Source organism: Mitsuaria sp. 7 (assembly GCF_001653795.1).
Taxonomy (GTDB): Bacteria; Pseudomonadota; Gammaproteobacteria; order Burkholderiales; family Burkholderiaceae_C; genus Roseateles.
The window spans coordinates 5572762-5597659 of sequence record NZ_CP011514.1; the positions used below are offsets into that span (position 1 = coordinate 5572762).

The window sequence follows — 24898 nt, forward strand, 5'->3', positions numbered from 1 at the left end:
ATGACTGTTTTTGACCCCGATGAAGTCCTCGCCGTGGCGAGGCACCTCTGGACCCGAAACGACGAGGCGAGCAACCGCAGCGCGGTGTCACGTGCCTATTACGGCGTGTTCTTGAGGGCTCGCGACATGGCAGGCATTTCCGAGCGACATCCCATGGTTCATCAGTGGACGCAGGAACATTACGAACGTGATGGCCAGAAGGGTCTGGCTAAGAGGCTGAGCGCTCTACGTCGCAGCAGGAACTACGCTGACTACTCGACCGAACGGCACGTCACGCGGAAGGAGGCGGAGGCGGCAATGAATCTGTCGCAGCAAGTTCGCGCGGAGCTTCGGGCGCTGGCAGGTCGTCGGCAGTACAGGGACAGCAGCAAGGTCTCGGTAGAGAAATCTGACCCGGTCAATCCGCCGTGAGCTTCACCAGCACCTGCCGCAGCCGCTGCGCGTCGATCGGCTTGGTGAGGAACTCGTTCATCCCGGCGGCGAGCGCCTCGTCGCGTTCCTGGACCAGTGCGGCGGCCGTCAACGCGATGATCGGCAACTCAGTCGCGTCGTAGCGCTGGCGCAGTTGCCGTGTCGCCTCGTGGCCGCTCATGACCGGCATCTGCACGTCCATCAGCACCGCGTCGAAGGGCTTGCCCATGCTGGCCGCAGCCGTCACCGCCTCCACCGCCTGGCTGCCGTCGCTGGCCTGGGAAACCTCCGCCCCCCACTGCTCGAGCATGGCCACGGCGATCATCATGTTCACCGGGTTGTCCTCGACCATCAGGATCCGGCGGCCCGCCAGTTCCGCGTCGTCGGCCGGCGCGCGGCGTTGCGCGCTCACTGGCGCCGGTGCCGCGGGCAGCGGCAGTTCGGCCCAGAAGGTCGCGCCCGCGCCCGGCTGGCTGTCCACGCCCACGTCGCCGCCCATCAGCGTCGCCAGCTCGCGGCAGATCGACAGGCCCAGGCCCGTGCCGCCGTAGCGGCGCGTGGTGGATTCGTCGGCCTGCGTGAAGGGCTGGAACAGCCGCTCGTGCATGGCCTCGGCGATGCCCGGGCCGGTGTCGCTGACCTCGACGCGCAGGCGACGCTCGTCCAGGCGGCGCACCCGCACCGCCACGCGGCCCTGCTCGGTGAACTTCAAGGCATTGCTCAGGTAGTTGCTCAGGATCTGCCGCGTGCGCACCGGGTCGCCGATCACCCAGGCGGGCACCGCGTCGTCCACATCGATGCTGAACCCCAGCCCGCGCGCCTGCGCCAGCGTCAGGTAACCCATGCGCATCGTCGCGAGCATGTCGCGCAGCGCGAAGGGCACCGTCTCCAGCGTCAGCCGGCCGGCTTCGATCTTGGACAGGTCCAGGATGTCCGACATCAGCCCCGACAGGCTCTCCGCGCTGTCCACCATCTGGTCCAGGTAGTGGCTGCGCGTGTCGCTGTCCAGGTCCGGTTGCTGCAGCAGCCGCGTCAGGCCGACCAGGCCGTTGAGCGGCGTGCGGATCTCGTGGCTGATGTTGGCCAGGAACGCGCTCTTGGCGCGGTTCGCCGCCTGCGCCTCGTCCTTGGCCTGGGCCAGCGCGGCTTCGACGCGCCGGCGCTCGGTCACGTCTTCCATGATCCAGATCGTGCCGCCGCGGCTCGGATGGTTCGGGTCCACGGCCCGCGCCAGGATCCGGCACAGGAAGCGGCTGCCGTCGCGGCGCCGCATCAGGCGTTCGACCTCGACCTGCTCGCCCGCCGACAGGCGCGGGCCGAGTTCGCGGCCGACGGACTCGTAGTCCTCGGCGCTGGGCCACACCACGCCGCCCGCCTGGCCGATCAGTCCGCCCGCCGGCCAACCGAACATCTCCTCCACCAGCCGGTTCGCCTGCACGAAGTGCTGGTCGCGCGTCAGCGCGATGCCGATCGACGCGTTCTCCAGGATCGCGGCATGGACCAGCCGCGTGCGCTCGGTGTCGCTGACATCGCGCGAGTTGACGACCAGGTAGGACATGCCGTCCATCACGAACGGCGCCGCCGACAGCAGCATCGGGATCGGCTGGCCGCGCCGGTTGACGAAGCTCGCCGGCAGGTCGCTGACGCGGCCATGCTGCCGCAGCGCCTCGACCAGACGTTCGCGGTCGGCGATGTCCTGCCAGATGCCGAGTTCCTCGGAGCTGCGCCCCAGCACCTCGTCGGCGGTGTAGCCGCTGACCAGCTCGAAGGTCTTGTTGACCATCACGTAGCGGCCGCTCACGGTCTCGGACAAGGTGACGACGTCGGGGCTGGTCGCGAACAGATGCGACAGCAGCGCCTCCGAGCGCCGCAGCGCATCCTGCGCGCGCGAGGTCTCGGTCTGGTCGATGAAGAAGGACAGCGTCGCGGGACCGGTGGCCGCGTCCACGCGCACGCTGGTGGCCTGCACCAGACGGCGCCGGCGCGACAGCGTCCGGAGCCGGAATTCCGTCATCGGCAGCATCGCGCCGACGGGCAGCGCCTCGATCTTGGCGGCGCGCTGGCGGGCTCGCTCCTCGTCGCCCGGCTCGTAGTGCGAGAAGAGGTCCTGCCCGATCATCGACGAGCGCTGCGTGTACCCGAACATCGCCATCGCCGCCGGGTTGGCGTCCATCACGCGGCCCCAGCGGTGCAGCACCAGCGGCGACGGCGAGCGGCGGAACAGCTCGCGGTAGCGCGTCTCGGTGGCCACCATGGCCTGCTCGGTCTGGACCTCGTCGGTGACGTCGCGGCCCACGCCCCAGTAGCCGCGGAAGTTGCCCTTGGCGTCGAAGCGCGGCTCGCCGCTGATCGACACGTAATGCAGCGCGCCGTCTTCGGACGTGCGGCGCATCACCAGGCCGCGGAACGGGCGATGGGATTCGAGGTCGGCGCGGTGCGCGTCGAGTTCCTCGTCGGTGAGGCCGAGGTGCTCGATCTCCCACGGCGCGCGGCCGAGCCGCTCCGCCATCGACAGCCCCGAGGCGCCCGGGTTGTGCTCCGTCAGGTGCGTGAAGCGGAACTGGCGGTCCATCTCCCAGTACCAGTCCGCCGCCATGTTGAGCAGGTGGCGGAAGCGGGCGTGGCGGTCGTTGACCTCCTGCATCGCGCGCCGGATCAGCTTGGCCGTGCCCAGGCCGACGACCAGTCCCGAGGTCAGCAGCAGCAGTTGCGTCAGCAGCCGGGCGGTGAGTCCGACCGGCGCGGCGCCGACCTGGATCCAGCCGCCCAGTTCCGCCGAGGCCAGCCCGCCCAGCGCGGCCAGCCCCAGCCCGAACAGCGACAGGCCCGCGCCCAGGCCGATCATGCCGGTGCCCAGCGCGACCATCAGACCCATGATCCCGAGGCTCGCGGCGTTGAGGCCGAGCTGGCGCGACACCGCCAGCGACAGCGCCGTCGCCATCGCCAGGCACATCAGCGCGACCGCCGCCGCGGGACCGTGGTGGGAAGGGAGCCGCCACAGCATCGCCAGACCGGCGAAGGTGGTCACCAGCGCAAGCACCGGCGGCAGCAGGCCGCCGAAAGGTTCCGCCGCGCCGGCGCTGGCCAGCAGCAGCAGGCCGGCCATGCCGGACAGCAGCACGCAGGCCGCCATGAACAGCCGCGCGGCGCGCCATTGCAGCTTCGCGGGCAGGCTGTCGCCGCGCGACAGCTCATGGCCCACCAGACTGCTCAGATCGTCCTGGGAATCCTTGCTCACTCGATCCCGCCCCAACTCGTTATGGATGGACATGCCCTTTCTCTCCTTGGAAAGGTTCCGGGGCGAGCGGCATGCCAGATCGGCACGCGGCAGCTCGGAATTGCAACGTCCGGTAACGGAGTCTCGGTGAGCCGAGGGTGTTCTGCAGAGGCGTGGAATCCCGAAACGCGTCCAGTTCGGTGCGCGTTCGACGTTTTTGCCAACTAGTTGGCGGGCGTCACCGGCGGGGGATCAGGCCGCGGCGGTCGGGCGCAGCGCCTCGCGTGTCGCCAGCGCCACACGGCGGGCGGCGGCGGCGAAGTCCTCGCTGGCGGACGCGTACAGCACCGCGCGGGAGGAATTCACGATCACCGTCCCGCCGTCCTTGCGCCAGCCGGCCGAGACCGTGGCGGCCGCGTCGCCCCCCTGGGCGCCCACGCCCGGGATCAGCAGCGGCAGCGTCGGGGCGAGCTCGCGCACGCGCTCGATCTCCTTCGGATAGGTCGCGCCGACCACCAGCCCCAGCTGGCCGTTGACGTTCCAGTCGCTCTCGGCCAGCGCGGCCAGGTGCTCGAACAGGCGCGGCTGGCCGGGCACGTCGGCCAGGCGCTGCATCTGCCAGTCGTCGCCGCCCGGGTTGGACGTGCGGCACAGCAGGAAGGCGCCCTTGTCGGCGTAGCGCAGGTAGGGCTCGACGCTGTCGCGGCCCATGAACGGCGACAGCGTCACCGCGTCGGCCTGGTAGCGCTCGAAGGCCTCGCGGGCGTACTGCTCGGCGGTGGCGCCGATGTCGCCGCGCTTGGCGTCCAGGATCACCGGGACGTGCGGCGCGTTGCGCTTGATGTGGGCCATCAGCTGCTCGAGCTGGTCCTCGGCGCGGTGCGCGGCGAAGTAGGCGATCTGCGGCTTGTACGAGCTCACCACGTCCTTGGTGGCGTCGACGATGGCGGCGCAGAAGTCGTAGATCCGGCCGGCGTCGCCCTTCCAGTGGGTCGGGAACTTCGCGGGATCGGGATCCAGCCCCACGCACAGCAGGGAGTCGTTCAGGCGCTCGGCGGCCTGCAGCTTCGACATGAATTTCATGTGCGGTATTGTCCCGCTTTTGCTTGAGATGACATCCGGGGGCGACGTCCCCGGGCGCTGGGAGGCGGGGATGGACGTGTTGAGAACGGCGCGACTGCGCCTGCGGTGGTTCCGGCAGTCGGATGCGGCCTTCGTCCGCGGGCTGCTCAACGAGCCGGCCTGGATCGCGCACATCTACGACGCGCAGGTCCGCACCGACGAGCAGGCCGCGGCCTGGATCCGCGAGCGGCTGGAGGCGCGCTACTGGCTGCTGGGCTACGGCTTCTGGGCCGTCGAGCGGCTGGAGGACGGCGAACTGCTCGGCCTGGCCGGCGTGATCCAGCGCGAGGGGCTGCCGCATCCGGACATCGGCTACGGTTTCCCGGAACGGTTCTGGGGTCAGGGCTACGCGCGGGAGGCGGCGGCGGCCACCTTCGACTACTGCCGGCAGGTGCTCGGCCTGCGGCACCTGCTGGGCACGACGGCGCCGGAGAACCATCCGTCCGGTCGCGTGCTGCTCGCGATCGGCATGAACGACGACGGTCTCCAGCAGACCGAGGCGCATGAGGGCCTGTCCCGGGTCTATTCCTGGCACGACCCGGCACCGCCTTCCGACGCCGACGAGATCGCCGCGCTGCGACACCGCTGGCATGCCGCGCTGCGCGGACCGGCGCGGCCGGCGCTGACGGCCTGCGTGACGCCGGAAGTCGTCGATCGCGTGATGGCCAGCCGCACGGACCTGTCGCCGCAGGCGCTGGACCACCTGGCGCAGCGCTGGGCGCCGCTGGCCGACGATCCGACGCTGCGGGCCGTGCGCACGCCCGCGGGCTGGCGGCTGGACGTGCCGGCTGATCGCTGAGACCGGAAGACACGCACCGGAAGACACGCACCGGAAGGCGTGCGCCGGAAGACGCGCGCGTGCGCAGGCGCGCTTAAGCGTGGCTGAAGTCGGCGGGGCGAGGCCTCGCCTATGCTCGCCGCCATGGACATTCCTGCTCAGACCGCCGCGCGCATCCTGCTCATCGAGGACGACGAGCGCCTGGCGCAACTGGTCGCCGATGCGCTCAGCAAGGCCAACTACGCGGTGACGATCTGCGGCGACGGCCTGGCCGGCGAGGCGCTGATGCGCCAGGAGTCCTTCGACCTGGTGCTGCTGGACGGGCACCTGCCGGGCAAGGACGGCTTCGACGTGCTGCGCGACACGCGCCGCGATTTCGCCGGTCGCATCGTGATGCTGACCGCGCGGGACGACGACATCGACCAGGTGCTCGGCCTGGAGGGCGGCGCGGACGACTACATCGCCAAACCCGTCGCTCCGCGCGTGCTGCTGGCGCGGCTGAAGGCGCTGCTGCGACGCGACGCGCTGCCGGCGGCGCATCCGGTCGGCGAGGCGCTGCACTTCGGACCGCTCACGCTGCTGCCGCAATCGCGCGAGCTGCGCCTGAACGGCGAACCTGTCGTCCTCACGACCGCCGAATACGAGCTGCTGAACTTCCTCGCGCATCGCGCGGGGCAGGTCGTCAGCCGCGACGACATCATGCAGGGCCTGCGCGGGCTGGAGTTCGACGGGCTGGACCGCGCGATCGACGCGCGCATCTCGCGGCTGCGCAAGAAGATCGGCGACGACGCGCAGGCGCCGGTGCGGATCAAGACGGTGCGCGGCCAGGGTTACCTCTTCGCGATCGACTGATGGCCGGGATCACGCTGCGCGCCTCGCTGTTGCGGATGGCGCTGGGACTCGGGCTGGCGGTGCTGGCGCTGATCCTGCTCGTCGAAGGGCTGGTGCTGATCGGCGCGTCCGAGGTCACCAACGACTACGTCCGCAACTTCATGCGCGGCACGGTGGACCTGCTGGTGCGGGACCTCGCGCCGCTGGATCCGCCGGCGCGGCGCGAGCGGGTGAGGGAGCTCGACGCGCAGTTCGACTATCCCGTGCGGCTGATCCGCACCGACCTGTCGGAACTGAACGCGGACCAGCGCCGCCGGCTCGAACGCGGCGAGGTGCTGGTCACCGGCTTCAACCGCCGCATCTACGCGGCGCTGCCGGGCGAGCCGGATCAACTGCTGCTGCTCGGGCCGCTCGATTCCAAGCGGGCGGGCGAGCTGCCGAAGGAACTCGCCGCGCAGCTGGGCGTGGCGGTCGTGATCGCGTTGGCGGTCGCGTTGATCGCGTGGTGGCAACTGAGGCCGCTGTGGCGCGATCTGCGCGGGCTGCAGCGCGCGGCCGAGCGTTTGAGCGCCGGACGGCTCGACACCGAATTGCCGCCGTTGAAGAGCCGGCTCTTCGCGCCCGTTGCCGCGGCCACGCGCGCGATGCTGGAGCGGCTGGCCGCCGCGATGGCGACGCAGCGTGAGCTGACCGGCGCGGTCTCGCATGAACTGCGCACGCCGCTGGCGCGGCTGCGTTTCGCGGTCGATGCGCTCGTCGACGAGGACGACCGCGACCGGCGCGAGCAGGCGGTGATGGCCTGCGAGCGCGACATCGCCGAACTCGACGAACTCATCGATGCGAGCCTGACGCTGGCGCGGCTCGACATGGGCGCGCTGCAGCCGCATGTGATGCAGGGGAACCTGGGCGACATGCTGGCGAAGGAGGCGGCGTCGCTGGCGCCCTTGCTCGACGGCAAGGCCTTGGACACGGACCTGCGCCTGCCCGATGTGCTGCCCTTCGACGAGCGGCTGCTGCCTTACGCGATCCGCAACGGGCTGCGCAACGCGGCGCGGTATGCGAAGGGCCGCATCCTGTTGACCGCGTGGGTCGAGGCGGGCCAGCTCTGGCTCGCGATCGACGACGACGGCGAAGGCGTGCCACCGTCGCTGCGGGAGGCGGCGTTCGAACCCTTCAAGCGGCTCGAACGCAAGGGCCGCGGCACGCGCGGCTTCGGCCTGGGCCTGGCGATCGTGCGGCACGTCGCGCATGCGCACGGCGGGCATGCGCGACTCGGCGAAGCGCCGCGACTCGGCGGCGCACGACTGCTGCTGTACTGGCCGGCCACCGCGGTCTGAAGGGCGCTCTCCGCCCCGCGTGAAGCTTCGTCAAGCGCTGCGTGCGCCGCTGTCATCGACCGTCACACAAGCGCTCAACTCGCTCCACAGACGCGGCGAGGTCGAATTCCCAGAATGAGGCCCATGTCGAACGAGCCTGGCGGTTGTCCAAGGCACCCCCGGACGACAGATCGGTCAACAGCTCTGAAGGAGTTCCAGATGAACAGCAACAACAACACCCGCACTTCGATCAACGGCAAGAAGGCCGGCCTGCTGGCCGCCGCGGCCGTCGCGCTGACCCTGGGCGTGGGCGTCGCGCACGCCGATCCGGTGACCCCGTACTACATCGGCGGCGACGTCGGCAAGACCACGCAGCGCGTGGACGGCAATTCGCAGAAGCGCACTTCGGACAGCTACAGCATCTTCGGCGGCTACAAGTTCAACGAGAACTTCGCCGCTGAAGTGGGCTACTCCGACCTGGGCAAGGTCGACTTCGGCGGCGTGACCGCGAAGAACAAGGTGTACTCGCTGGACGGCATCGCCCGCGCCCCGCTGGGCAAGGGCTTCGGCGTCTACGGCAAGGTCGGCGTGGCGTATGCCGAGCGCGACTTCAGCAACGGCCTGGGCGACAAGGACAAGACCGGCCTGAAGCTGGGTGTCGGCGTCGACTACGCGCTGACGAAGAACGTCTCGCTGCGCGCCGAAGCCACCCGCTTCAACAACATGCCGCAAGCCAACGGCTTCGACAAGAAGGACGACCGCCTGAGCATGGGCGTCGCGTACCAGTTCTGATCGACTTCGGTTGACCGGTGCCGATTCCCCCCGGCACCGGCGCCTGACGGGGCTGCTCCGAGCGACACCCGACCCCCCGATTCCCCGGCAGGTGCAAGGGCAGTGCAGAAATGCACTGCCCTTTTTTCATTGCCGCCGGACAGGGGCGAGTCGTGCTCGCGGCGCGTGACCGGCCTCGTCGACGCACAGGCGGGTCATGGGCGTCAGTCGCCGTTCTCGATGGAATGCGAACGCGCCGTCACCCGACGGTGTGATTCATCGACGCCAAGGTCGTGAATCAACTTCCTTTCCGGGAACATCGACATGAACGTTCTGACAACCTCTTGTGAATCGCGCGACCTGGAGTTCCGCGAGCTGACCGACGCGGAGATCGACACCGTGCACGGCGGCGATTCGTGGGCGGGCACGCCTGAAGGCCGCGCCACCGCCGACGCCACGGCCTGCGCCAACACCATCCTCGCGTGGAGCGGCATCGGCTCCACGGTGGGCGGCATCGGCGGCAGCTTCATCACCGTGCTGGGCGGCTGGGCCATCGGCGGCGGGCTGGCGGCGGAGTACTCCAAGGCATGCAACATCACGCGGTGAACCCGGACGCCTCCGCGCAACCGCCGCAAGGCGGTCTGCCCCGGACCGTGGCGCGCGTGGTCGCCGCGGGCGCGGGCGCCCGTCTCGTGCTCGCGCTGCCGGGGTGCTGCGCGGCGTGGTCGTACCCGCAGCTCTTCCTGGCAATGCTGGGCGCGCTCGTGTGGGGCGCCGTCGTCTTCCGCGTGACGGCGGTGTTCCTGGCGGCGGCTGTCGACGCGACACGTCCCCGGGTCTCGCGAGCGACCGTCGCCGTGCTGGGCCTCGTGGTCGCGGCGATCGGCGCGGAAGCCTTCCGCGCGCTCGCGGACGTCACGTCTGAATCCGTGATGGCCGCGGCGCTGGAAGTCCTCGCCGTGAGCTGGATCGCAGGCTGCGTGATCCTCGTCGGGCGCCGCTGGCGTCAGTCTCCAAACGCTGATCGGAACGACCGATAGCAAAAAGGGGCAGTGCCTGTTTGCACTGCCCCTTCTTTGCGATCAAGCGACGTTGACGTCGATGTCGATGTCGACGTCGATCGATCAGATCCGCTTGGCCAGCGCTTCCGCCGTGCCGGTGTAGTTGCCCGGCGTCATTGCCAGCAGGCGTTGCTTCTCGGCTTCGGGCAGCTCCAGACCCTGGATGAAGGTCTGGATCGATTCACGCGTGATCGCCTTGCCGCGCGTCAGTTCCTTCAGGCGCTCGTACGGGTTGGGCAGCGCGTAGCGGCGCATCACGGTCTGGATCGGCTCGGCCAGCACTTCCCACGAGCTGTCCAGGTCCGCGTCCAGCGCGGCCTGGTTGAGTTCCAGCTTGTCGAGGCCCTTGGTGAGCGAGTCGTAGCCCAGCAGCGCATAGCCCAGCGCCACGCCCATGTTGCGCAGCACCGTCGAGTCCGTCAGGTCCCGCTGCCAGCGGGAGATCGGCAGCTTCTGGCTCAGGTGCGTGAGCACCGCGCTGGCCAGTCCGAAGTTGCCTTCGGCGTTCTCGAAGTCGATCGGGTTGACCTTGTGCGGCATCGTCGACGAGCCGATCTCGCCGGCCTTCGTCTTCTGCTTGAAGTAGCCCAGCGACACATAGCCCCACACGTCGCGCGACCAGTCCACCAGGATGGTGTTGGCGCGCGTCACGGCGTCGAACAGCTCGGCCATGTAGTCGTGCGGCTCGATCTGGATCGTGTAGGGGTTGAAGGTCAGGCCCAGCTGCTGCTCGATCACCGACTGGCTGAACGCCTCCCAGTCCTTCTCCGGATAGGCCGACAGGTGCGCGTTGTAGTTGCCCACGGCGCCGTTCATCTTGGCCAGCAGCTTCACCTCGGCGATCACGGTGCGCGCGCGGCGCAGGCGCGCCACCACGTTCGCGATCTCCTTGCCGACGGTGGTCGGGCTGGCGGTCTGGCCGTGCGTGCGGCTCAGCATCGGCGCGGCGGCGTGGGTCCGGGCCATCGCGGTCATCTTCTCGATGACGCGGTCCAGCGCGGGCAGGATCACCTGGTCGCGCGCGGCTTTCAGCATCAGGCCGTGGCTGGTGTTGTTGATGTCCTCGCTGGTGCAGGCGAAGTGCACGAACTCGCCGGCGCCTTCCAGCTCCGCCTTGCCGGCGAACTGCTGCTTGATCCAGTACTCCACCGCCTTGACGTCGTGGTTGGTCGTCTTCTCGATGTCCTTGATCGCCTGCGCATCGGTCTCGGAGAAGTCGGCCACCAGCGCCCGCAGGAACTCGCGCGAGGCGGTCGACAGCGGCTTCAGTTCAGCCAGGCCGGCGTCCGACAGCGCGATGAACCATTCGATCTCCACCTGGACGCGGCGGTGCATCAGGCCGAATTCGGACAGCAGCGGGCGCAGCGCGGCCATGCGCGACGCATAGCGGCCATCCAGGGGCGACAGGGCGGTGAGGGCGGAAAGATTCATGGCGCGCAAGGGCCGGAACCGGCCGTTCAAGGGGGTGGGACAAACCCGCGGATTCTACAGAGCGGGTCACAATGGCCCCCGCTCCGATCTGCCACCCCCCGAGGGGAGGCCTCCGGCGGGCGGGGAGCAAGGACTTTGAGGGAAGGGTCGAGGGAAGGCATGCAAGAGAGAAGTCAACGCAAGGGCGCCGCCTGGATGGCCGCCCGAACGCTCGTCACGGCCGCGGCATCCGCCGTCACGATGACCCTGATGAGCGGCTGCAAGCCCGCCGGCGACGCCCCCCGGCCGCTGGCGCCGGTCGAGGCGGCGTCGGCCAGTCCGGCGGTCAGCGCCACGCTGCGCAAGCAGAGCGACGAGGTGCTGGCGCGCTACCGCCAGATGATCGTGCTGATGGACGGCGAAGCCGCGCTCAAGCCCGCTGAACGCGATGCGGTGCGGTCCGTCGGCATGCTGCTCTTCCACGACATGCAGGACAGCATCCGCGCCCTGGGCGAGACGGCCTCGAAGAGCACCGACCCCGCCGGCCTGGCCGCGCTCTCGGAGCTGCTCGACCGCATCGAGCAGGAGCCGTCGTGGTTCGACGCCGACCGGCTCGCCTTCAAGGAATTCCTGACGCAGCTCTCGCAGCAATTCTCGACTTCGCAGAGCATCGCCGGCCTCAAGCTGGCCAAGCGCGCGGGCGAAGATCTTGGTGTGCTGGGCGAGATCGAGAACGCCTACGAGCAGGAACTGCGCGACACCTTCGGCCGCTTCGCGCAGCGCGGCATCGTGCCCAAGCGCGAGAAGTGGACCGACTACGTCGCCAAGCTCAAGGGCCTGTACGCGCGCGACCGCATCCTGAAGGACTACGCGACCATCCTGCCGGACCTGCAGGCGCGTCCGAGCGTCACGGAGGGCCCGGATGAGACCGTGGCTTCGACGTCCAGCGGGCAGACGGCGACCGCGCCTGCCGCACCGGCTGCGACGCGCGGACCCAGCAAGCAGGAGCGCGAGTTCTTCGGCCGCCAGCTGCCGCCCAAGACGGTGCTGCTGACCTTCGACGACGGTCCGCACCCGCGCTACACCGACGAGATCCTGGAGATCCTCAAGCGCTACCAGGCGCCCGCCGTGTTCTTCGAACTGGGCCGCAACCTCGGCAGCGTCGACGCCAACGGCAAGATCAAGCCGGGCCCGGGCAGCGAGGTCGCCAAGCGCGTGCTCGCCGCCGGCCACCCGATCGCGAACCACAGCTTCAGCCACGGCGTGATGTCGAAGTTCGAGCTCGACAAGGTCCGCCAGGAAGCCAGCTCCACCGAAGCGCTGCTCGACGCCGCCGGCCGCGACGGCCAGGCGCTGTTCCGCTTTCCCTACGGCGCGCGCAACGACGCGGCGCTGGGCGCGATCGAGGCGCTCAAGCTGCGCTCGATGATGTGGAACGTCGACTCGCTGGACTGGTCCGACCCGATCCCCAAGTCCATTGCGGCGCGCGTGCTGGGCGAGCTTGGCAAGCAGCAGCGCGGCATCGTGCTGTTCCATGACATCCACGCGCGCACCGTCGAGGCGCTGCCGCTGGTGCTCGACCAGCTGAAGGCCGAGGGCTACAAGTTCGCGGCCTGGAAGGACGGCAAGATCGTCGCGGCCGACACGCCCGCCGCGGACGCGGCGCCGCCGGATCTCGCGGGCGCGAACCTCTATCGCGACAGCGTCGCGCTCGTGATCGGCATCGACCAGTACAAGGCCTGGCCGCGACTGCAGCATGCGGTGCGCGACGCCCGCGCCGTCCAGGAGACGCTGCAGACGCAATTCGGCTTCCGGCCGGAGAACGTCACCACGCTGACCGACGGCGACGCGACGCGCGCCAACATCCTGCGCGCGCTCAACGGCATGGCGCGCAAGGGCGGCGACGGCAAGCTCAAGCGCGACGACCGCGTGTTCGTCTTCTTCGCCGGCCACGGCAGCACGCGCAAGCTGCCGAGCGGGCGCGACGTCGGCTACATCATCCCGGTCGACGCCGGCACCGACGACCTGCAGACCGACGCGATCGCGATGCCGCAGCTGCAGGAACTCAGCGAGGCGCTGCCGGCCAAGCATGCGTTCTTCGTCATCGATGCCTGCTACTCGGGCCTCGGACTGACGCGCGGCGGCGCGCCGGGCGGCAGCTCGAACTTCGTGCGCGACAACGCGCGCCGCATGGGCCGTCAGATGATGACGGCCGGCGGCGCCGACCAGCAGGTCGCCGACGACGGTCCGGGCGGACATTCGGTCTTCACCTGGACGCTGCTGCAGGCCCTGTCCGGCAAGGCCGACCTCAACGGCGACGGCCTGATCACCGCGACCGAGCTGGCGGCCTATGTGGCGCCGGCGGTCTCCGCGATCGCGCACCAGACGCCGGCCTTCGGCAGCCTGCCGGGCAGCGAGGGCGGCGAGTTCATCTTCGAACTCGCGTCCACGCAGGAGCAGGCGCTCAGCGGCGACAGCAACCAGCTCGACGCCAAGACGAGCGCGCTCGCGAAGCAGGCCGACGACGCCCGCAACGCGCAGCTGCAGCCGGTGGCGCAGGCCTCCGCGCCGACCGGCGCCGCGCCCGGATCGCCCGCTGCCAGCGCGACCTCGGTGCAGGTCACGCTGAAGGGTCTGGACGGCACGGACACGGCGATCGCCACGAGCGCCGCGCCGGCGCCGACCAGTGCGCGCATCGCGGCGCAACGCGCCAACGACCGCGGCCTGCAGCTCTACAAGGAGCGCCGCTACGACGAGGCCGAGGCCGCGTTCACCGAGGCGCTCAAGCTGCAGCCCAAGTTCGCACTGGCGGCCAACAACCTGGGCTTCATCTACTACAAGCGCGACAAGCCGGCCGAGGCGGCGCGCTGGTACCGCAAGGCGATCGAGATGGACGGCAGCCGCGCGCTGGCGCACCTGAACCTCGGCGACGCGCTGCTGCGGGCGGGCGACGACGCGGGCGCGCAGGCGGCGTACCGGGCGTTCATCGAACTCTCGCCCAAGCATGCGCGGGCGGCGGAGCTCAAGGCCTGGATCGAGCATCCGGAAAGCGCGAAGAAGCCGGAACCGCCGCGCTGAGCGAGCGTTGGAAAGGACCGACGGCGGGCGGGTTGTCCCTGATGCGAGGGGCATTCCGCCTGCTGCTTAATCCGTCCTTTCCCGCTCGGTTGACGACTGGTTACCGCTCCGCTCGATGCTTTCCCTGGCCTCCGATGGCGCCGCACCGCGCCTGATCCGCGTGCATCAGATTGATCCCCTTGCCTGGGCGCCGCTGCTTGCAGCGAGCGAGAGCGAGGGGCGGCAGATGCTGCGCCGTCTGATGGACGAATGGCGCAGCGGCGCCAACCGCTACGAGCAGCCCGGCGAGTCGCTGTGGGCCTGGCTCGATGCGAACGGGCAGGTCATCGCGGTGGGCGGGCTCAACGTCGAACCGCCGCCCGGACGCCCCGGCACCGGCCGCATGCGTCGCTTCTACGTGCATCCCGACTGGCGCGGTCACGGCTTTGCGAAGCGCCTCGTGAACGCGGTGCTTGCCAGTGCGCAGGGTCACTTCAGCCGCTTGCACGTCAATTGCGAAGAAGCGGATTCAGCGACCTTCTGGACGCGTTGCGGCTTCGCGCCGATCGATGCAACCCTCGATCCCATCGAGCGTCCCGCGCGCTACACCCACGTGCGGCTGCTGCCGCAGTTCCAGGCCGCGTAAGGTCAGGCCGTCTTCGGCGGCCAGTGTTTCGCGCACACCTCGGCGACGTGGGGCAGCGCTTCGATGCGCTGGAGCAGCGCGAAGAACTCCGGCCGATTCGCTTCCAGGTATTTCCTGGCCCCCGACCACTTCGACACGATCACGGCCATCGCGTCGAGCGCGCCTGGCTTGGCCCCGCTGAGCCAAGGTTGCCCGGGGAACATGTCCGCGAAGATCTCCCAGTGCTTGTGCAGGCGCGCCTTCGTGCCGGCGATGATGGCCTCGCGGTCGTCCTTGTCGGTGCGGGTCGAGTAGCGTGCCGGGTAGTCGATGATGCTGATGCAGCTGTAGCAGTTGGCCGCGATATAGACGAGGCCGCGCAGGATCTGATCGCGATGGCGCTCGTCGCTGCCCAGCAGTCCCGCGTCGGGGAAACGCAGGCCGAGGTGCATCAGGATGGCGCCGCTCTCGGTGAGCACGGCATCGTCGGGCGTGTGCAGCGTCGGAATCTGCATCAGCGGATTGAGCGCACGCAGCGCGTCCTGCTCCGACGCGTTCTCCCACGAGGACGCATGCACGGTGCGGTACTCCTGGCCGCACCAGCGCAGGCCGATCTCGACGATCGCCGAGCCGGAGCCTTGCGTGCCGTAGAGGACGTAGCCGTCGTTGGATGTCGAGGTGGAAGCCGAGGGGGAGGCGGTCATCACGATCTCCGCGAAAGAGGAGCGGAGAGTGTAGGAGCGTCGATCAGCGCTCGAAGAACCGCATCCGCTCTTCGTCCGCCGGATGCGAGTTGAACGCGATGCGCAGCAGCTCGCCCGCGCCGGCCTTGGCCTGTTCGCCGATGTCGCGGCCGAGGCTGTGAGGTTCGGAGGCGCGCTCGGCACGCGCTTGGGCGGAGCGCTTCGAGCGCCATTCGCCGATGCGCTCGAACAGCGCCAGCATGGCCCGCGGCGACCGGCCGCTGTCGATCAGCAGCCGCTTCGCCTGCGCATCGGCCGCGCGCTCGAAGTCGCGCGAGTAGCTCGCCTGCATCAACACCGCCGGCGCACCCGCGAGCAGGCTCGAGAAATCGCCCACGGCGAAGCCCAGCAGTCCGCCCATCAGGCTCGCACGCATCGTCAGCCGCAGGCCATGCTGCTCTCGCACGTGGCCGAGTTCATGCGCCAGCACGCCGAGCACCGCATCGGGCTCGTCGCCGAGCAGATGCAGCAGTTCATCGGTGACGACGATGTGCCCGCCGGGCAGCGCGAACGCGTTCGGACCGACGCTTGGACCGGCGTCGCGGAAGTGCAGCTCGTAGGCCGTCGATTCGCCGGGCTGGCTCGCGACCATCGCGGCGAAGCGCTCCCGCCACTGCTGCTGATCGCGCGTCGGCGTCTTGCTCGGCTTGAGCAGCAGATGGTCGATCTGTTCCATCGAGCCGTCGCCGATCGACTGCTCGATCGCCGCGGGCAGGTGGCGCGCGATCAGGTCCGCGGCAGCGGGCACGCCCCAGTGCCAGGTCGCGCCACCGGCGGCCACGACCACGGCCAGCGCCACGATCGAATGCTTCCAGCTGGAGAACCACCGCACCGCGAGTCCGCCGCCCAGCCCGCGGCCCTGCGTCGAGGCGTCGGCCCAGGCGTCCCAGTCGGCGGCGTCCTTGGCCATCAGCACGCCCCCGTCGGGCAACTGCGCCTGGCGCTGCCCGTGGCGGGTGCGCTCCGGCCATTGCACGTGGCGGATCGGATAGCGGCGTTCGACGCCCTCCAGCCCCTGGTCGTGGACGACCAGCTGGTCGCGCTCCAGCCACAACCGGACTGGCCGCGCGCGGGCGCTGCGGCCGTCGAACCAGTCCGCGTGGAGGGTCGCCGCGTCCGGCATCACAGCCCCATGTCGATGCCGAAGAAGTCGCCCGCGAGATCGCCCGCGGCGTCCTGCGAAGCGTTCTCCTGGCCGGCCAGCCAGGTCTCGGGATCGCCGTCCATCGTGAGGCTCACGGCCTCCAGCCGCATGCGCGCGGTGTGGACCGCGGCGAACGGGCGATACAGGCCGAGGGTCAGCGCGGTCAGCAGCCAGTTCTTCAGCGTGAGCCCGGCCAGCGCGCCGAAGCGCAGTTGGCTGGTGAAGGACAGGTCATCGGTCGTCGTGCGGTTCCAGAGCAGGTTCTGGAAGCGTGCCGTGAAGAACGGTCCGACCAGCGCGAAGAGCAGGAGGTAGGTCAATCCGAACGACACGAACGCCGAGATCATGGTCAGGATCCGGGACCCGAGCAGGGCGCTCGCCCCCGAGATCGCCATCGCCACCAGGATCCCCACCACCAGCACGAGCAGCCCGATGCCGGCGCCTTTGAGGCACAGCCAGTACACGCTGCCGGCGCCCAGGCTCAACTCGCCCTGCTGCGCGGCGATGCGGTAGCCGTTGTGCTGGTAACGCTTGGCCGCCGCGACGATCCACGGCATCACCAGCGCCATGCCGAGGACGGCCAGCAGCACCAGGACCTCGACCGGCCCGAAGCGCGGCTTGCCGTGGAGCAGCAGCCCGGCCGGGCCGCCGATCGCCTGGGCCGCCAGCACCACGCCGGAGAGGATCCAGACCGGCAGCGCCGGGGCGTAGGCGCCCTGGAGCGTGCCGACGAAGCCGAAGCGCAGGCCGCGCCAGCCGGTATTGCCCAGCCGGAACTGCATGCCCGCGCGCCACAGCGCCGGCCAGATCGCGGCCATCACGACGAAGGCCACCAGGCCCGCCATCGGCGAGAAGTGGCCCGCCGCCGAGTACGTGCCCATCAGCACCAGCAGCAGCACATGGCCGCGGAACATCTTCCACGGATCGCCGTGGAAGGTGAGCGCATGGCCGTCGATCACCGTGTTGGCGTAGAAGTAGCGGATGCGCCGCGCCTTCGCGAACGGCCAGTACAGGCTGGCCGTGACGATCGTCAACAGCAGGTTGACGATCCAGATCCGGAAGTATTCGCTGCCCGACCCGGTGAACCGGATCTCCAACTTGCGCTTGCGGTACTCCGACAGCGGCCACCCGGTCAAACCGCCGGTCGCCGCTTCCTCCTCGTGCTGTCGCATGATTCCCTCTCTCTGACGCTGTCGTTGTGGTTGTCGCTCTCAAGGAGCCGATCTGTGCTGTGGGCGCACTGATTGCCTGTGCGTCCCCGTCGGCCCCCTCGGCCGCGACCCCGCATCCAGGCGGGGCGGGCGGGAGTGTGCGTCACCGGCGCAGGGGACGGCAATACACCCAAATGAGGGCGGCGCCACTGTCGCGTCCGGGAGTCAGTCCCGGGAGTCGACTCGCTAGAATCCCCCGACACCATGAAGCTCATCGGATCCCTCACCAGCCCCTACGTCCGCAAGGTCCGCGTCGTCATGGCGGAAAAGAAGCTCGACTACCAGTTCGAGCTGGAAGACGTCTGGGGCAGCGACAACATCCTCAAGATCAATCCGCTCGGCAAGGTGCCGTGCCTGGTCATGGAGGGTCAGGACTCGATCACGGGCGCGGTGTTCGATTCGCGCGTCATCGTGGAGTACGTCGACACGCTGTCGCCGGTGGGCCGCATGATCCCGGAGCGGGGTCGCGAGCGTTGCGAGGTGCGCACCTGGGAGGCGCTGGCCGACGGCCTGATCGACGCCTGCGTCGCGGCGCGCCTGGAGCACACCTGGTCCGGCCGCGCGCCGGGCGAGCGCAGCGAGGCCTGGGTGGAGCGTCAGATGAACAAGGTCCTGGCCTCGCTGCAGGCGATGGCCAACGGGCTGGGCGAGAAGAACTGGTGCTCGGGCAACCACTTCACGCTGGCCGACATCGCCCTGGGCTGCGCGCTGGGCTACCTGGACTTCCGCTTTGCCCAGATCGACTGGCGCGCGGCGCACCCCAACCTGGCCAAGCACTTCGACAAGCTCATGACCCGTCAGAGCTTCCAGGACACGGTGCCGCCCGCGAACGCCTGACCTGACTGATCCGGCCCGGCCGGGGCCAGGCCATGCCACCCCACGGGCCTCCCTCCGATGGGCGGGCGCGCCACTGACTTCCCGCCGGACCGCTCGAACGGGCCCACAATCGCCCGATACCGGCTCGACATCCGAGCCGGTCTGGACATTCCTTTGACGGATCCCGGGAGGATTGGATGGGTGTGAAGCGAGCGTTGGCGCCGGTCGGGCGCTTTTTCGGTGGCGTGTGGTGGTTCCTGAACGGCACGCGGCGCGTGGTGTTCACGCTGCTGTTCTGGGTGATCCTGATCGCCCTGATCTGGGCCGCGGTGCACGGCGGCAAGCCGCTGCAGGACAAGACGACGCTCGTGCTCGACATCCGCGGCGATGTCGTCGAGCAGTTCTCCGGCTCGCCGCGCGACCAGGCGATCGCGCAGATCAAGGGCGAGGCCCGCGCGCAGACCCGCTTGCGCGACATCCTGCGGGCGCTGGACGCCGCGGCCAAGGACGACCACATCGTGCAGGTCGTGCTGAACCTGGACCAGTTCGGCGGCGCCACGCCGGCCGCGCTGCATGAGATCGAAGCCGCGCTGACCCGCTTCAAGGCGAGCAAGAAGCCGGTGGTGGCCGCCGGGCTGGCCTTCGACCAGCGCGCGTACTACCTGGCCGCGCAGGCCACCGAGGTCTACATCCACCCGATGGGCGGCGTGATGATCGAGGGCTACGGCCGCTACCGCAACTACTACAAGGACGCGCTGGACCGCGTGGGCATCACGCCCAACGTGCTGCGTGTCGGCACCTACAAGAACGCGGTCGAGCCCTACTTCGCCAACGGTCCGTCGCCCGCGACGCTGGAGGCGGAAGGCTATCTGTACGACGAGCTGTGGGCGCGGTACCAGACCGCGATCGAGACGGCCCGCAAGCTGCCGAAGGGGTCGGTGCAGCGCGCGATCGACGAGCTGCCGCAACGGCTGAAGGCCGCCGGTGGCGATCCCGCCAAGCTGACGCTGGCCGAGAAGCTGGTCGACGGCCTGAAGACCGAGGACGAGGTCGAGGCGCTGCTCGAGAAGCGCGGCGCCAAGGACGAGAAGCGCCTGCGCCAGATCAACCTGGGCGCCTATGTCGCGCAACTGCCGCCCAAGCTGCCCAAGCCCGAGGGGCAGGTCGGCGTGATCGTGGCCGAAGGCGAGATCGTCGACGGCAGCGCCGGTCCGGGCAAGATCGGCGGCGAGTCGATGTCCAAGCTGATCCGCCAGGCGCGCGAGGACGACAAGGTCAAGGCCGTCGTGCTGCGCGTGAACTCGCCGGGCGGCAGCGCGTTCGCTTCCGAGCTGGTGCGTCGCGAGCTGGAACTCACGCGCGCGGTCGGCAAGCCGGTCGTCGTGTCCATGGGCGGCGTGGCGGCGTCGGGCGGGTACTGGATCTCGATGTCGGCGGACGAGGTGATCGCCGACGCATCGACGATCACGGGCTCGATCGGCGTGTTCGGCATGCTGCCCACCGGCGAGAAGCTGCTGGACAAGCTGTCGATCCACACCGGCGGCTACACGACGACCTGGCTGGCCAACGGCTATGACCCGCGCCGTCCGCTGGATCCGCGCATGGCGCAGGTGGTGCAGTCCTCGATCGAGCACATCTACGCGGACTTCACCGGCAAGGCGGCGCAGGCGCGCAAGAAGTCCTCGCAGCAGATCGACGCCGTCGGCCAGGGCCGCGTGTGGACCGGCTCGCAGGCGCTGGAGCGCGGACTGGTCGACAGAACCGGCCTGCTGTCCGACGCGATCGCCAGCGCGGCCAAGCGCGCCAAGCTCGGCGACGAGCCGACGGTGCGTTACGTCGAGCCTGACCGCAGCGCCTTCGACCGTCTGCTGACGAGCATGGGCGACGCGGCGGCGCCGTCGTTGCGCGGCATGGTCATGCACGCGCTGGGCGGCATTCCGGCGGTGCCGGCACCGCTGCGCGAGGCGCAGGTCGACATCACCTGGCTGGCCGAGCAGGCCGAGGCCGGTCCGGCGGGATCGAAGCCGCCGGTGCGCGCGATCGTGCACTGCCTCTGTACCGCGCCGTAGCTATACTTCCCCCGATGGCGCCGATTTGTCCGGCTTGCGGGCGCCCAAGAAATGCAGCTAAAGAGGGACACCCGATCCACGGATCGAGACCCGGTGTTCCGCTTCAAGCAGCGGCGCCGGGTTTTGTTTTTTGGGGTGTTCCATGGGATCTGTCGGTGACGTCACACCGCAGCGGCTGTTGTTCGATGAGCCGCTGATCTTGCGCAGCGGCGCCCGCATCGTCGGGTACGAGTTGATGGTCGAGACCTACGGCCGGCTCAACGAGGACAAGTCCAACGCGGTCCTCGTGTGCCATGCGCTCAATGCCAGCCACCACGTGGCCGGCACGCATGCCGACGTCGAGAAGAGCGAGGGCTGGTGGGACAACCTCATCGGTCCCGGCAAGCCGCTGGACACGGACCGCTTCTTCGTCATCGGCATCAACAACCTGGGCTCGTGCTTCGGCTCGACGGGGCCGATGCATCTGAACCCGGAGACGGGCCGCGTGTACGGCAAGGACTTCCCCGTCGTCACCGTGCAGGACTGGGTCGATGCGCAGGCGCGCGTGCTGGACCGGTTCGGCATCCAGAAGCTGGCGGCGGTGCTGGGCGGCTCGCTGGGCGGGATGCAGGCGCTGGACTGGTCGCTGCGGTATCCGGAGCGCATGCGCCACTGCATCGCGGTGGCGACGGCGCCCAACCTGTCGGCGCAGAACATCGCGTTCAACGAGGTCGCCCGACGGGCCATCATCACCGACCCCGAGTTCCACGACGGCTTCTTCTACGAGCACGGCGTGGTGCCCCGCCGGGGGCTGCGGGTGGCACGGATGATCGGCCACATCACCTACCTGAGCGACGACGTGATGGAGGAGAAGTTCGGCCGCCAGATGCGTTCGGCGGAGCTGGGGTATTCGACCTCGGACATCGAGTTCCAGATCGAGAGCTACCTGCGCTACCAGGGCGACAAGTTCAGCGAGTATTTCGACGCCAACACCTACCTGCTCATCACGCGGGCGCTGGACTACTTCGACCCGGCGCGCGAGCACGGCGGCGACCTGAGCCGCACCTTCGCCACGGCGCTGTGCAAGTTCCTGGTCGTGAGTTTCACGACCGACTGGCGCTTCTCGCCGGCGCGTTCGCGCGAGATCGTCAAGGCGCTGCTCGACAACAGGCGCGACGTGTCCTACGCGGAGATCGACGCGCCGCACGGCCACGATGCGTTCCTGCTCGAGGATCCGCGCTATCACGGCGTGCTGCGCGCGTACTTCGACCGCATCGCCAAGGAGCATGAGAAGTCCTTGCCGGGGGCCGCCGGCGCGCCCGTGTCGCATCGCCTGGCGGGGGTGTCGGTATGAGCGATCGCGCGGTGATGGACATGATCGCGGAGCTGGTCCCGGCCGGCTCGCGCGTGCTCGATCTGGGCTGCGGCACCGGCGAGCTGCTGGCGCATCTGCAGGCGACGAAGGGCTGCACCGGTTACGGTGTCGAGCTCGACGATGCGAACGTGCTCGCCTGCGCGCAGCGCGGCGTGAACGTGATCCAGCTCAACCTGGAAGAGGGCCTGGCGATCTTCGAGGACCAGAGCTTCGACGTCGTGCTGCAGCTGGAGACGCTGCAGAACCTGCGCAACACCGAGGCCATGCTGCGCGAGACCGCGCGCGTGGGTCGGATGGGCGTCGTCAGCTTCCCCAACTTCGCGCACTGGCCGAACCGGCTGCAGATCCTCGCGGGCCGCATGCCGGTGACGCGGGTGCTGCCCTACCAGTGGTACGACACGCCCAACATCCGCGTCGGCACCTACGCCGACTTCCAGATCCTGGCGCGCAAGTGCGGGCTGCGGGTGCTGGACAGCTTCGGCGTGCAGGAGAGCCGCCAGGTCCGCGTGATGCCGAACCTGATGGCGAGCATGGCGGTGTTCAAGTTCGATCGGGATTGAGCGTCGATTCGCCGCACTCGCCACGCATCGCGGCGAGTGCGGCGTTCATGTCGGCCAGCGCGGTCCGGTCGATGGCCTGATCCGCTTCGACGACCGCCAGCGCCGGCTTGTCGCCGAGGTACTGGAACACGGGAATCGCCTCGTCGGCGCGCAGCGCGATCGCATCTTCGAACCGACCTTGCTGCGCGAACCCATCAGCGACCTTGCACACCACCCAGGCGATGAGTCGGATGTCCTTGGACACCGCCAGCAGAGGAATCACGTCGCGGCGACGTATCCGGAGCGCATCGTCCAGCTCGCCTTGCCGTTCCAGCACGTCAGCCAACAGGTCGAGCGTGATGGCCGTGGCTCGCTCGCCGGCGAGGTCGGGCAGAGTCGGCAGGACTTCATCGCGGAGAACTTCTTCGGCGTTCTTGAGGTCGTTGTCACTCGGCTGCTCGGTGCTGAGCAGGCAGCGAACAATCTCCGCCTTCGTGAAGGCTTGCCATTTGCGCGTGCCACGGGCCACGTAGGTCGGCAGGAACCCGCGCTCCCATATCCGGCGCGCGTTCCTGATGTCGCCGCGTGCGCGGTGAGCGCTGGCCAAAGCGGAAAGCGCCCGCTCATGGGCGTTCTCGGCTTGAATCCTGCGAAGCAAGCGCACCTGCTTGTCGCGCGCCATGACCGCGGCCTCGAATTGCTCCTGCGCGGTGCGCAGCTCCGCGAGCAGGCCATGCGCGTCGGCCAATCCGATCTGGTCGCCGGCCGCCCTGGCACGGGGGATCATTTCCAGCAACAGCAGATCGTCGGCGTCTTCCCAGTCCCCCAGGGATGTCGCATGTCGGATCATGTCTGTCAGCACGAACTGACCCCAATCGAGCGTGTCCGTCGGACTGCAGGCGGCAAGCTCATGCAGCGCCATGCACCGCTCCTCAAGACGCAGTCGCTTGAGCTCTTCGCTGCGGATGTCGACGTCGCGATGAAGGTGACGGCCTAGATCCTTGCTGCGATGCGTCATTGACAGTGTTGGCGCTTCCGGGTGGAGGAATCTGAAGTGGCCCGTCCGCCAGGACCAGAGGTCCTTCGCTTCGCCGACCAGCATGCGCAAAGCCTTTGGCGTGAGCCAGAGCAGAATCGGACACGGCACGCGTGCCGCAAATTGATCGCGGCGCATGTTCATGTGACCGAGCTTCCTCGGAGTCTCGTCGTCGTCCACGTCGAGCCATCGCTCCAGCCCCATGACCTGAATCGCCGATGCGCCGACGGACAGTGCCGCCAGGTCGTTTTCAAGGTCCATCCACCGGGCATGCCGCGAGGACGCCTCGATGCTGCGGAGCCCCGGCTGTGCAGATTCCAGCATCTGGACAACGGCCGCGCGCTCCGATGCATGGCGATACAGCATGAGGAACAGGCCCCACCGATCGTGTTTGATCTCCAGGTACAGCATGAGCCGTTTGAACTCCTCAGAGCAGGAGGCCGGCAGGATCGCATTCATGCCGCCTCCGCAGTCTTTGCTTGAGCATCCAGCAACTCGGCGGCGTAGGCATACCCCGCCAGGGTCTGAACGACGGGGTGGGTCTGGCGCCAGGAGCCGGCGTTGTATTCCAGCAGCGCGCCGTTCTCGACCAGTTCGGCCAACATCTCGTTGGTGCCCAGATTCCTGCTCCTGCGATCGGCCTTGACGAGCATCAGGTAGTGCTCCTCCGTGAGGCCGTCCCGATAGTCGATGCCGACTTCCGTGATGGCGGCATCCACCGCCGCGCGATCGATCTTCGGGCCGGTGGCACGCGTGCAGGCGAAGTCGATCAGACGGAGCAGATCGCGCAGATGTCCGCCTGAAAAGGCGATCAGTCGATCCAATGCGGCCAGATCCGCGAAGAGACTGTGGTGACAGCGCTTCAACACCACTTCGCGCAGCGCGTCGAATGCCTCGACGCGGCGCGTGGTGCCATCGGATTCGAAGAGCTTCATGTTGGTGTCGATCAGCGCCTGCAGGTCCACGTGCACGACCCAATAGCGCTGCGGGTGATGGAGGGTCTCCGAAAGGTGGCGCAGCTCGGTACTCTTGCCACATCCGACGTGGCCGAAAAGCAGAAGATGCTGACCATCCGGATTGATATCCAACGGACTGGGGTCTTCGGCGTCGAAACCCAACGCGAGCTGGAAATGCCGCTCGAACAGTTCGCCGCGCGCTCGCGCGGTCTGCACGTACCTCGGATCTTCAAGGGGCAGCGATCGACCATAGTCGACCCTGACGCTCGCCGAGAGCAGACGTTTGGGCGCTGCTTCAAACGCAGCAGAAAGCTGCGTCGACCGCAGCGGAAAAACATCATCGAGATCGATCACGCGACGCTCCCGAAAAACAGAAGCGGCAAGCGTCGTCGTCAGCGCGTCACGTGTCTATGACTGGGATTTGCATCCGC

General features: G+C 68.9%; 21 protein-coding genes. 13 read left to right on the forward strand and 8 right to left on the reverse strand.

Annotated elements, in window-relative coordinates:
• Nucleotides 1-411 carry a hypothetical protein gene (locus ABE85_RS24500; protein ID WP_067281009.1) on the forward strand — a complete coding sequence of 137 codons (411 nt, stop codon included), beginning with the start codon at nt 1-3 and terminating at the stop codon, nt 409-411.
• Here the strand turns inward: ABE85_RS24500 and ABE85_RS24505 are convergent.
• Both ABE85_RS24505 and pyrF read right to left on the reverse strand, forming a co-directional pair.
• Nucleotides 398-3682, reverse strand: a complete 3285-nt coding sequence (locus ABE85_RS24505; RefSeq protein WP_157522887.1) for a PAS domain S-box protein — start codon at nt 3680-3682, stop codon at nt 398-400. The genes ABE85_RS24500 and ABE85_RS24505 overlap by 14 nt on opposite strands.
• A 198-nt stretch (nt 3683-3880) precedes the next feature.
• Nucleotides 3881-4711, reverse strand: coding sequence for an orotidine-5'-phosphate decarboxylase (gene pyrF, locus ABE85_RS24510; RefSeq protein ID WP_067281014.1), 831 nt, complete (start codon nt 4709-4711; stop codon nt 3881-3883).
• A 70-nt stretch (nt 4712-4781) separates the two neighbouring features.
• Here pyrF and ABE85_RS27790 point away from each other — a divergent pair, with 70 nt between their 5' ends.
• The 6 genes from ABE85_RS27790 (at nt 4782) to ABE85_RS24540 (ending at nt 9486) form a co-directional block, all read left to right on the forward strand.
• Entirely contained in the window at nt 4782-5549 is a 768-nt protein-coding gene (locus tag ABE85_RS27790; RefSeq protein WP_067281017.1) for a GNAT family N-acetyltransferase, read from the forward strand.
• Nucleotides 5550-5672: 123 nt separating this feature from the next.
• Complete coding sequence (locus ABE85_RS24520) at nt 5673-6380, forward strand: winged helix-turn-helix domain-containing protein (protein ID WP_067283503.1); 708 nt, start codon at nt 5673-5675, stop codon at nt 6378-6380.
• The gene (locus ABE85_RS24525; protein ID WP_067281019.1) at nt 6380-7696 is read left to right on the forward strand and encodes an ATP-binding protein; all 1317 of its coding nucleotides are present in this window, start codon (nt 6380-6382) and stop codon (nt 7694-7696) included. Before ABE85_RS24520 ends, ABE85_RS24525 begins: the two co-directional genes overlap by 1 nt.
• A 198-nt stretch (nt 7697-7894) precedes the next feature.
• Entirely contained in the window at nt 7895-8467 is a 573-nt protein-coding gene (locus ABE85_RS24530; protein WP_067281024.1) for an outer membrane beta-barrel protein, read from the forward strand.
• A gap of 303 nt (nt 8468-8770) precedes the next feature.
• The gene (locus ABE85_RS24535) at nt 8771-9052 is read left to right on the forward strand and encodes a hypothetical protein (RefSeq protein ID WP_067281027.1); all 282 of its coding nucleotides are present in this window, start codon (nt 8771-8773) and stop codon (nt 9050-9052) included.
• Nucleotides 9034-9486 (forward strand): hypothetical protein, encoded by a 453-nt coding sequence (locus ABE85_RS24540; RefSeq protein ID WP_067281031.1) that lies wholly within the window; start codon nt 9034-9036, stop codon nt 9484-9486. The genes ABE85_RS24535 and ABE85_RS24540 overlap by 19 nt, the downstream gene beginning before the upstream one ends.
• An 84-nt stretch (nt 9487-9570) precedes the next feature.
• Here the strand turns inward: ABE85_RS24540 and purB are convergent, their stop codons facing one another.
• Nucleotides 9571-10938 carry an adenylosuccinate lyase gene (gene purB / locus ABE85_RS24545; protein WP_067281034.1) on the reverse strand — a complete coding sequence of 456 codons (1368 nt, stop codon included), beginning with the start codon at nt 10936-10938 and terminating at the stop codon, nt 9571-9573.
• 159 nt (nt 10939-11097) lie between these two features.
• On the opposite strand from purB, the gene ABE85_RS24550 reads away from it, so the two are divergent.
• Nucleotides 11098-13995 (forward strand): polysaccharide deacetylase family protein, encoded by a 2898-nt coding sequence (locus ABE85_RS24550; protein ID WP_231993177.1) that lies wholly within the window; start codon nt 11098-11100, stop codon nt 13993-13995.
• 115 nt (nt 13996-14110) lie between these two features.
• Nucleotides 14111-14620, forward strand: coding sequence for a GNAT family N-acetyltransferase (locus tag ABE85_RS24555; protein WP_067281038.1), 510 nt, complete (start codon nt 14111-14113; stop codon nt 14618-14620).
• A gap of 2 nt (nt 14621-14622) precedes the next feature.
• On the opposite strand, the gene ABE85_RS24560 is transcribed toward ABE85_RS24555, so the two are convergent.
• From ABE85_RS24560 to ABE85_RS24570, 3 genes are read right to left on the reverse strand one after another with little or no spacing between them, the layout of a single operon-like run.
• Nucleotides 14623-15303, reverse strand: coding sequence for a glutathione S-transferase family protein (locus ABE85_RS24560; protein WP_067281041.1), 681 nt, complete (start codon nt 15301-15303; stop codon nt 14623-14625).
• A gap of 43 nt (nt 15304-15346) precedes the next feature.
• Nucleotides 15347-16465: a M48 family metallopeptidase gene (locus ABE85_RS24565; RefSeq protein ID WP_067281045.1), complete on the reverse strand. Its 1119-nt coding sequence runs from the start codon at nt 16463-16465 to the stop codon at nt 15347-15349.
• Nucleotides 16465-17658, reverse strand: a complete 1194-nt coding sequence (locus tag ABE85_RS24570; protein WP_067281052.1) for a YjgN family protein — start codon at nt 17656-17658, stop codon at nt 16465-16467. Before ABE85_RS24570 ends, ABE85_RS24565 begins: the two co-directional genes overlap by 1 nt.
• 243 nt (nt 17659-17901) lie before the next feature.
• On the opposite strand from ABE85_RS24570, the gene ABE85_RS24575 reads away from it, so the two are divergent.
• The 4 genes from ABE85_RS24575 (at nt 17902) to metW (ending at nt 22496) form a co-directional block, all read left to right on the forward strand.
• On the forward strand, nt 17902-18534 hold the full coding sequence (locus tag ABE85_RS24575; RefSeq protein ID WP_067281055.1) for a glutathione S-transferase family protein: 633 nt from the start codon (nt 17902-17904) through the stop codon (nt 18532-18534).
• Nucleotides 18535-18710: 176 nt separating this feature from the next.
• On the forward strand, nt 18711-20582 hold the full coding sequence (gene sppA / locus ABE85_RS24580) for a signal peptide peptidase SppA (protein ID WP_067281057.1): 1872 nt from the start codon (nt 18711-18713) through the stop codon (nt 20580-20582).
• A 142-nt stretch (nt 20583-20724) separates the two neighbouring features.
• Nucleotides 20725-21915, forward strand: a complete 1191-nt coding sequence (locus tag ABE85_RS24585) for a homoserine O-acetyltransferase (protein ID WP_082938921.1) — start codon at nt 20725-20727, stop codon at nt 21913-21915.
• Nucleotides 21912-22496 (forward strand): methionine biosynthesis protein MetW, encoded by a 585-nt coding sequence (gene metW / locus ABE85_RS24590; protein ID WP_067281060.1) that lies wholly within the window; start codon nt 21912-21914, stop codon nt 22494-22496. The genes ABE85_RS24585 and metW overlap by 4 nt, the downstream gene beginning before the upstream one ends.
• Here metW and ABE85_RS24595 read toward each other — a convergent pair.
• Both ABE85_RS24595 and ABE85_RS24600 read right to left on the reverse strand, forming a co-directional pair.
• Nucleotides 22477-23970 carry a lipopolysaccharide assembly protein LapB gene (locus tag ABE85_RS24595; protein ID WP_067281078.1) on the reverse strand — a complete coding sequence of 498 codons (1494 nt, stop codon included), beginning with the start codon at nt 23968-23970 and terminating at the stop codon, nt 22477-22479. The genes metW and ABE85_RS24595 overlap by 20 nt on opposite strands.
• Nucleotides 23967-24821 carry a hypothetical protein gene (locus tag ABE85_RS24600; RefSeq protein ID WP_157522893.1) on the reverse strand — a complete coding sequence of 285 codons (855 nt, stop codon included), beginning with the start codon at nt 24819-24821 and terminating at the stop codon, nt 23967-23969. The genes ABE85_RS24595 and ABE85_RS24600 overlap by 4 nt, the downstream gene beginning before the upstream one ends.
• Nucleotides 24822-24898 lie beyond the last annotated feature (77 nt).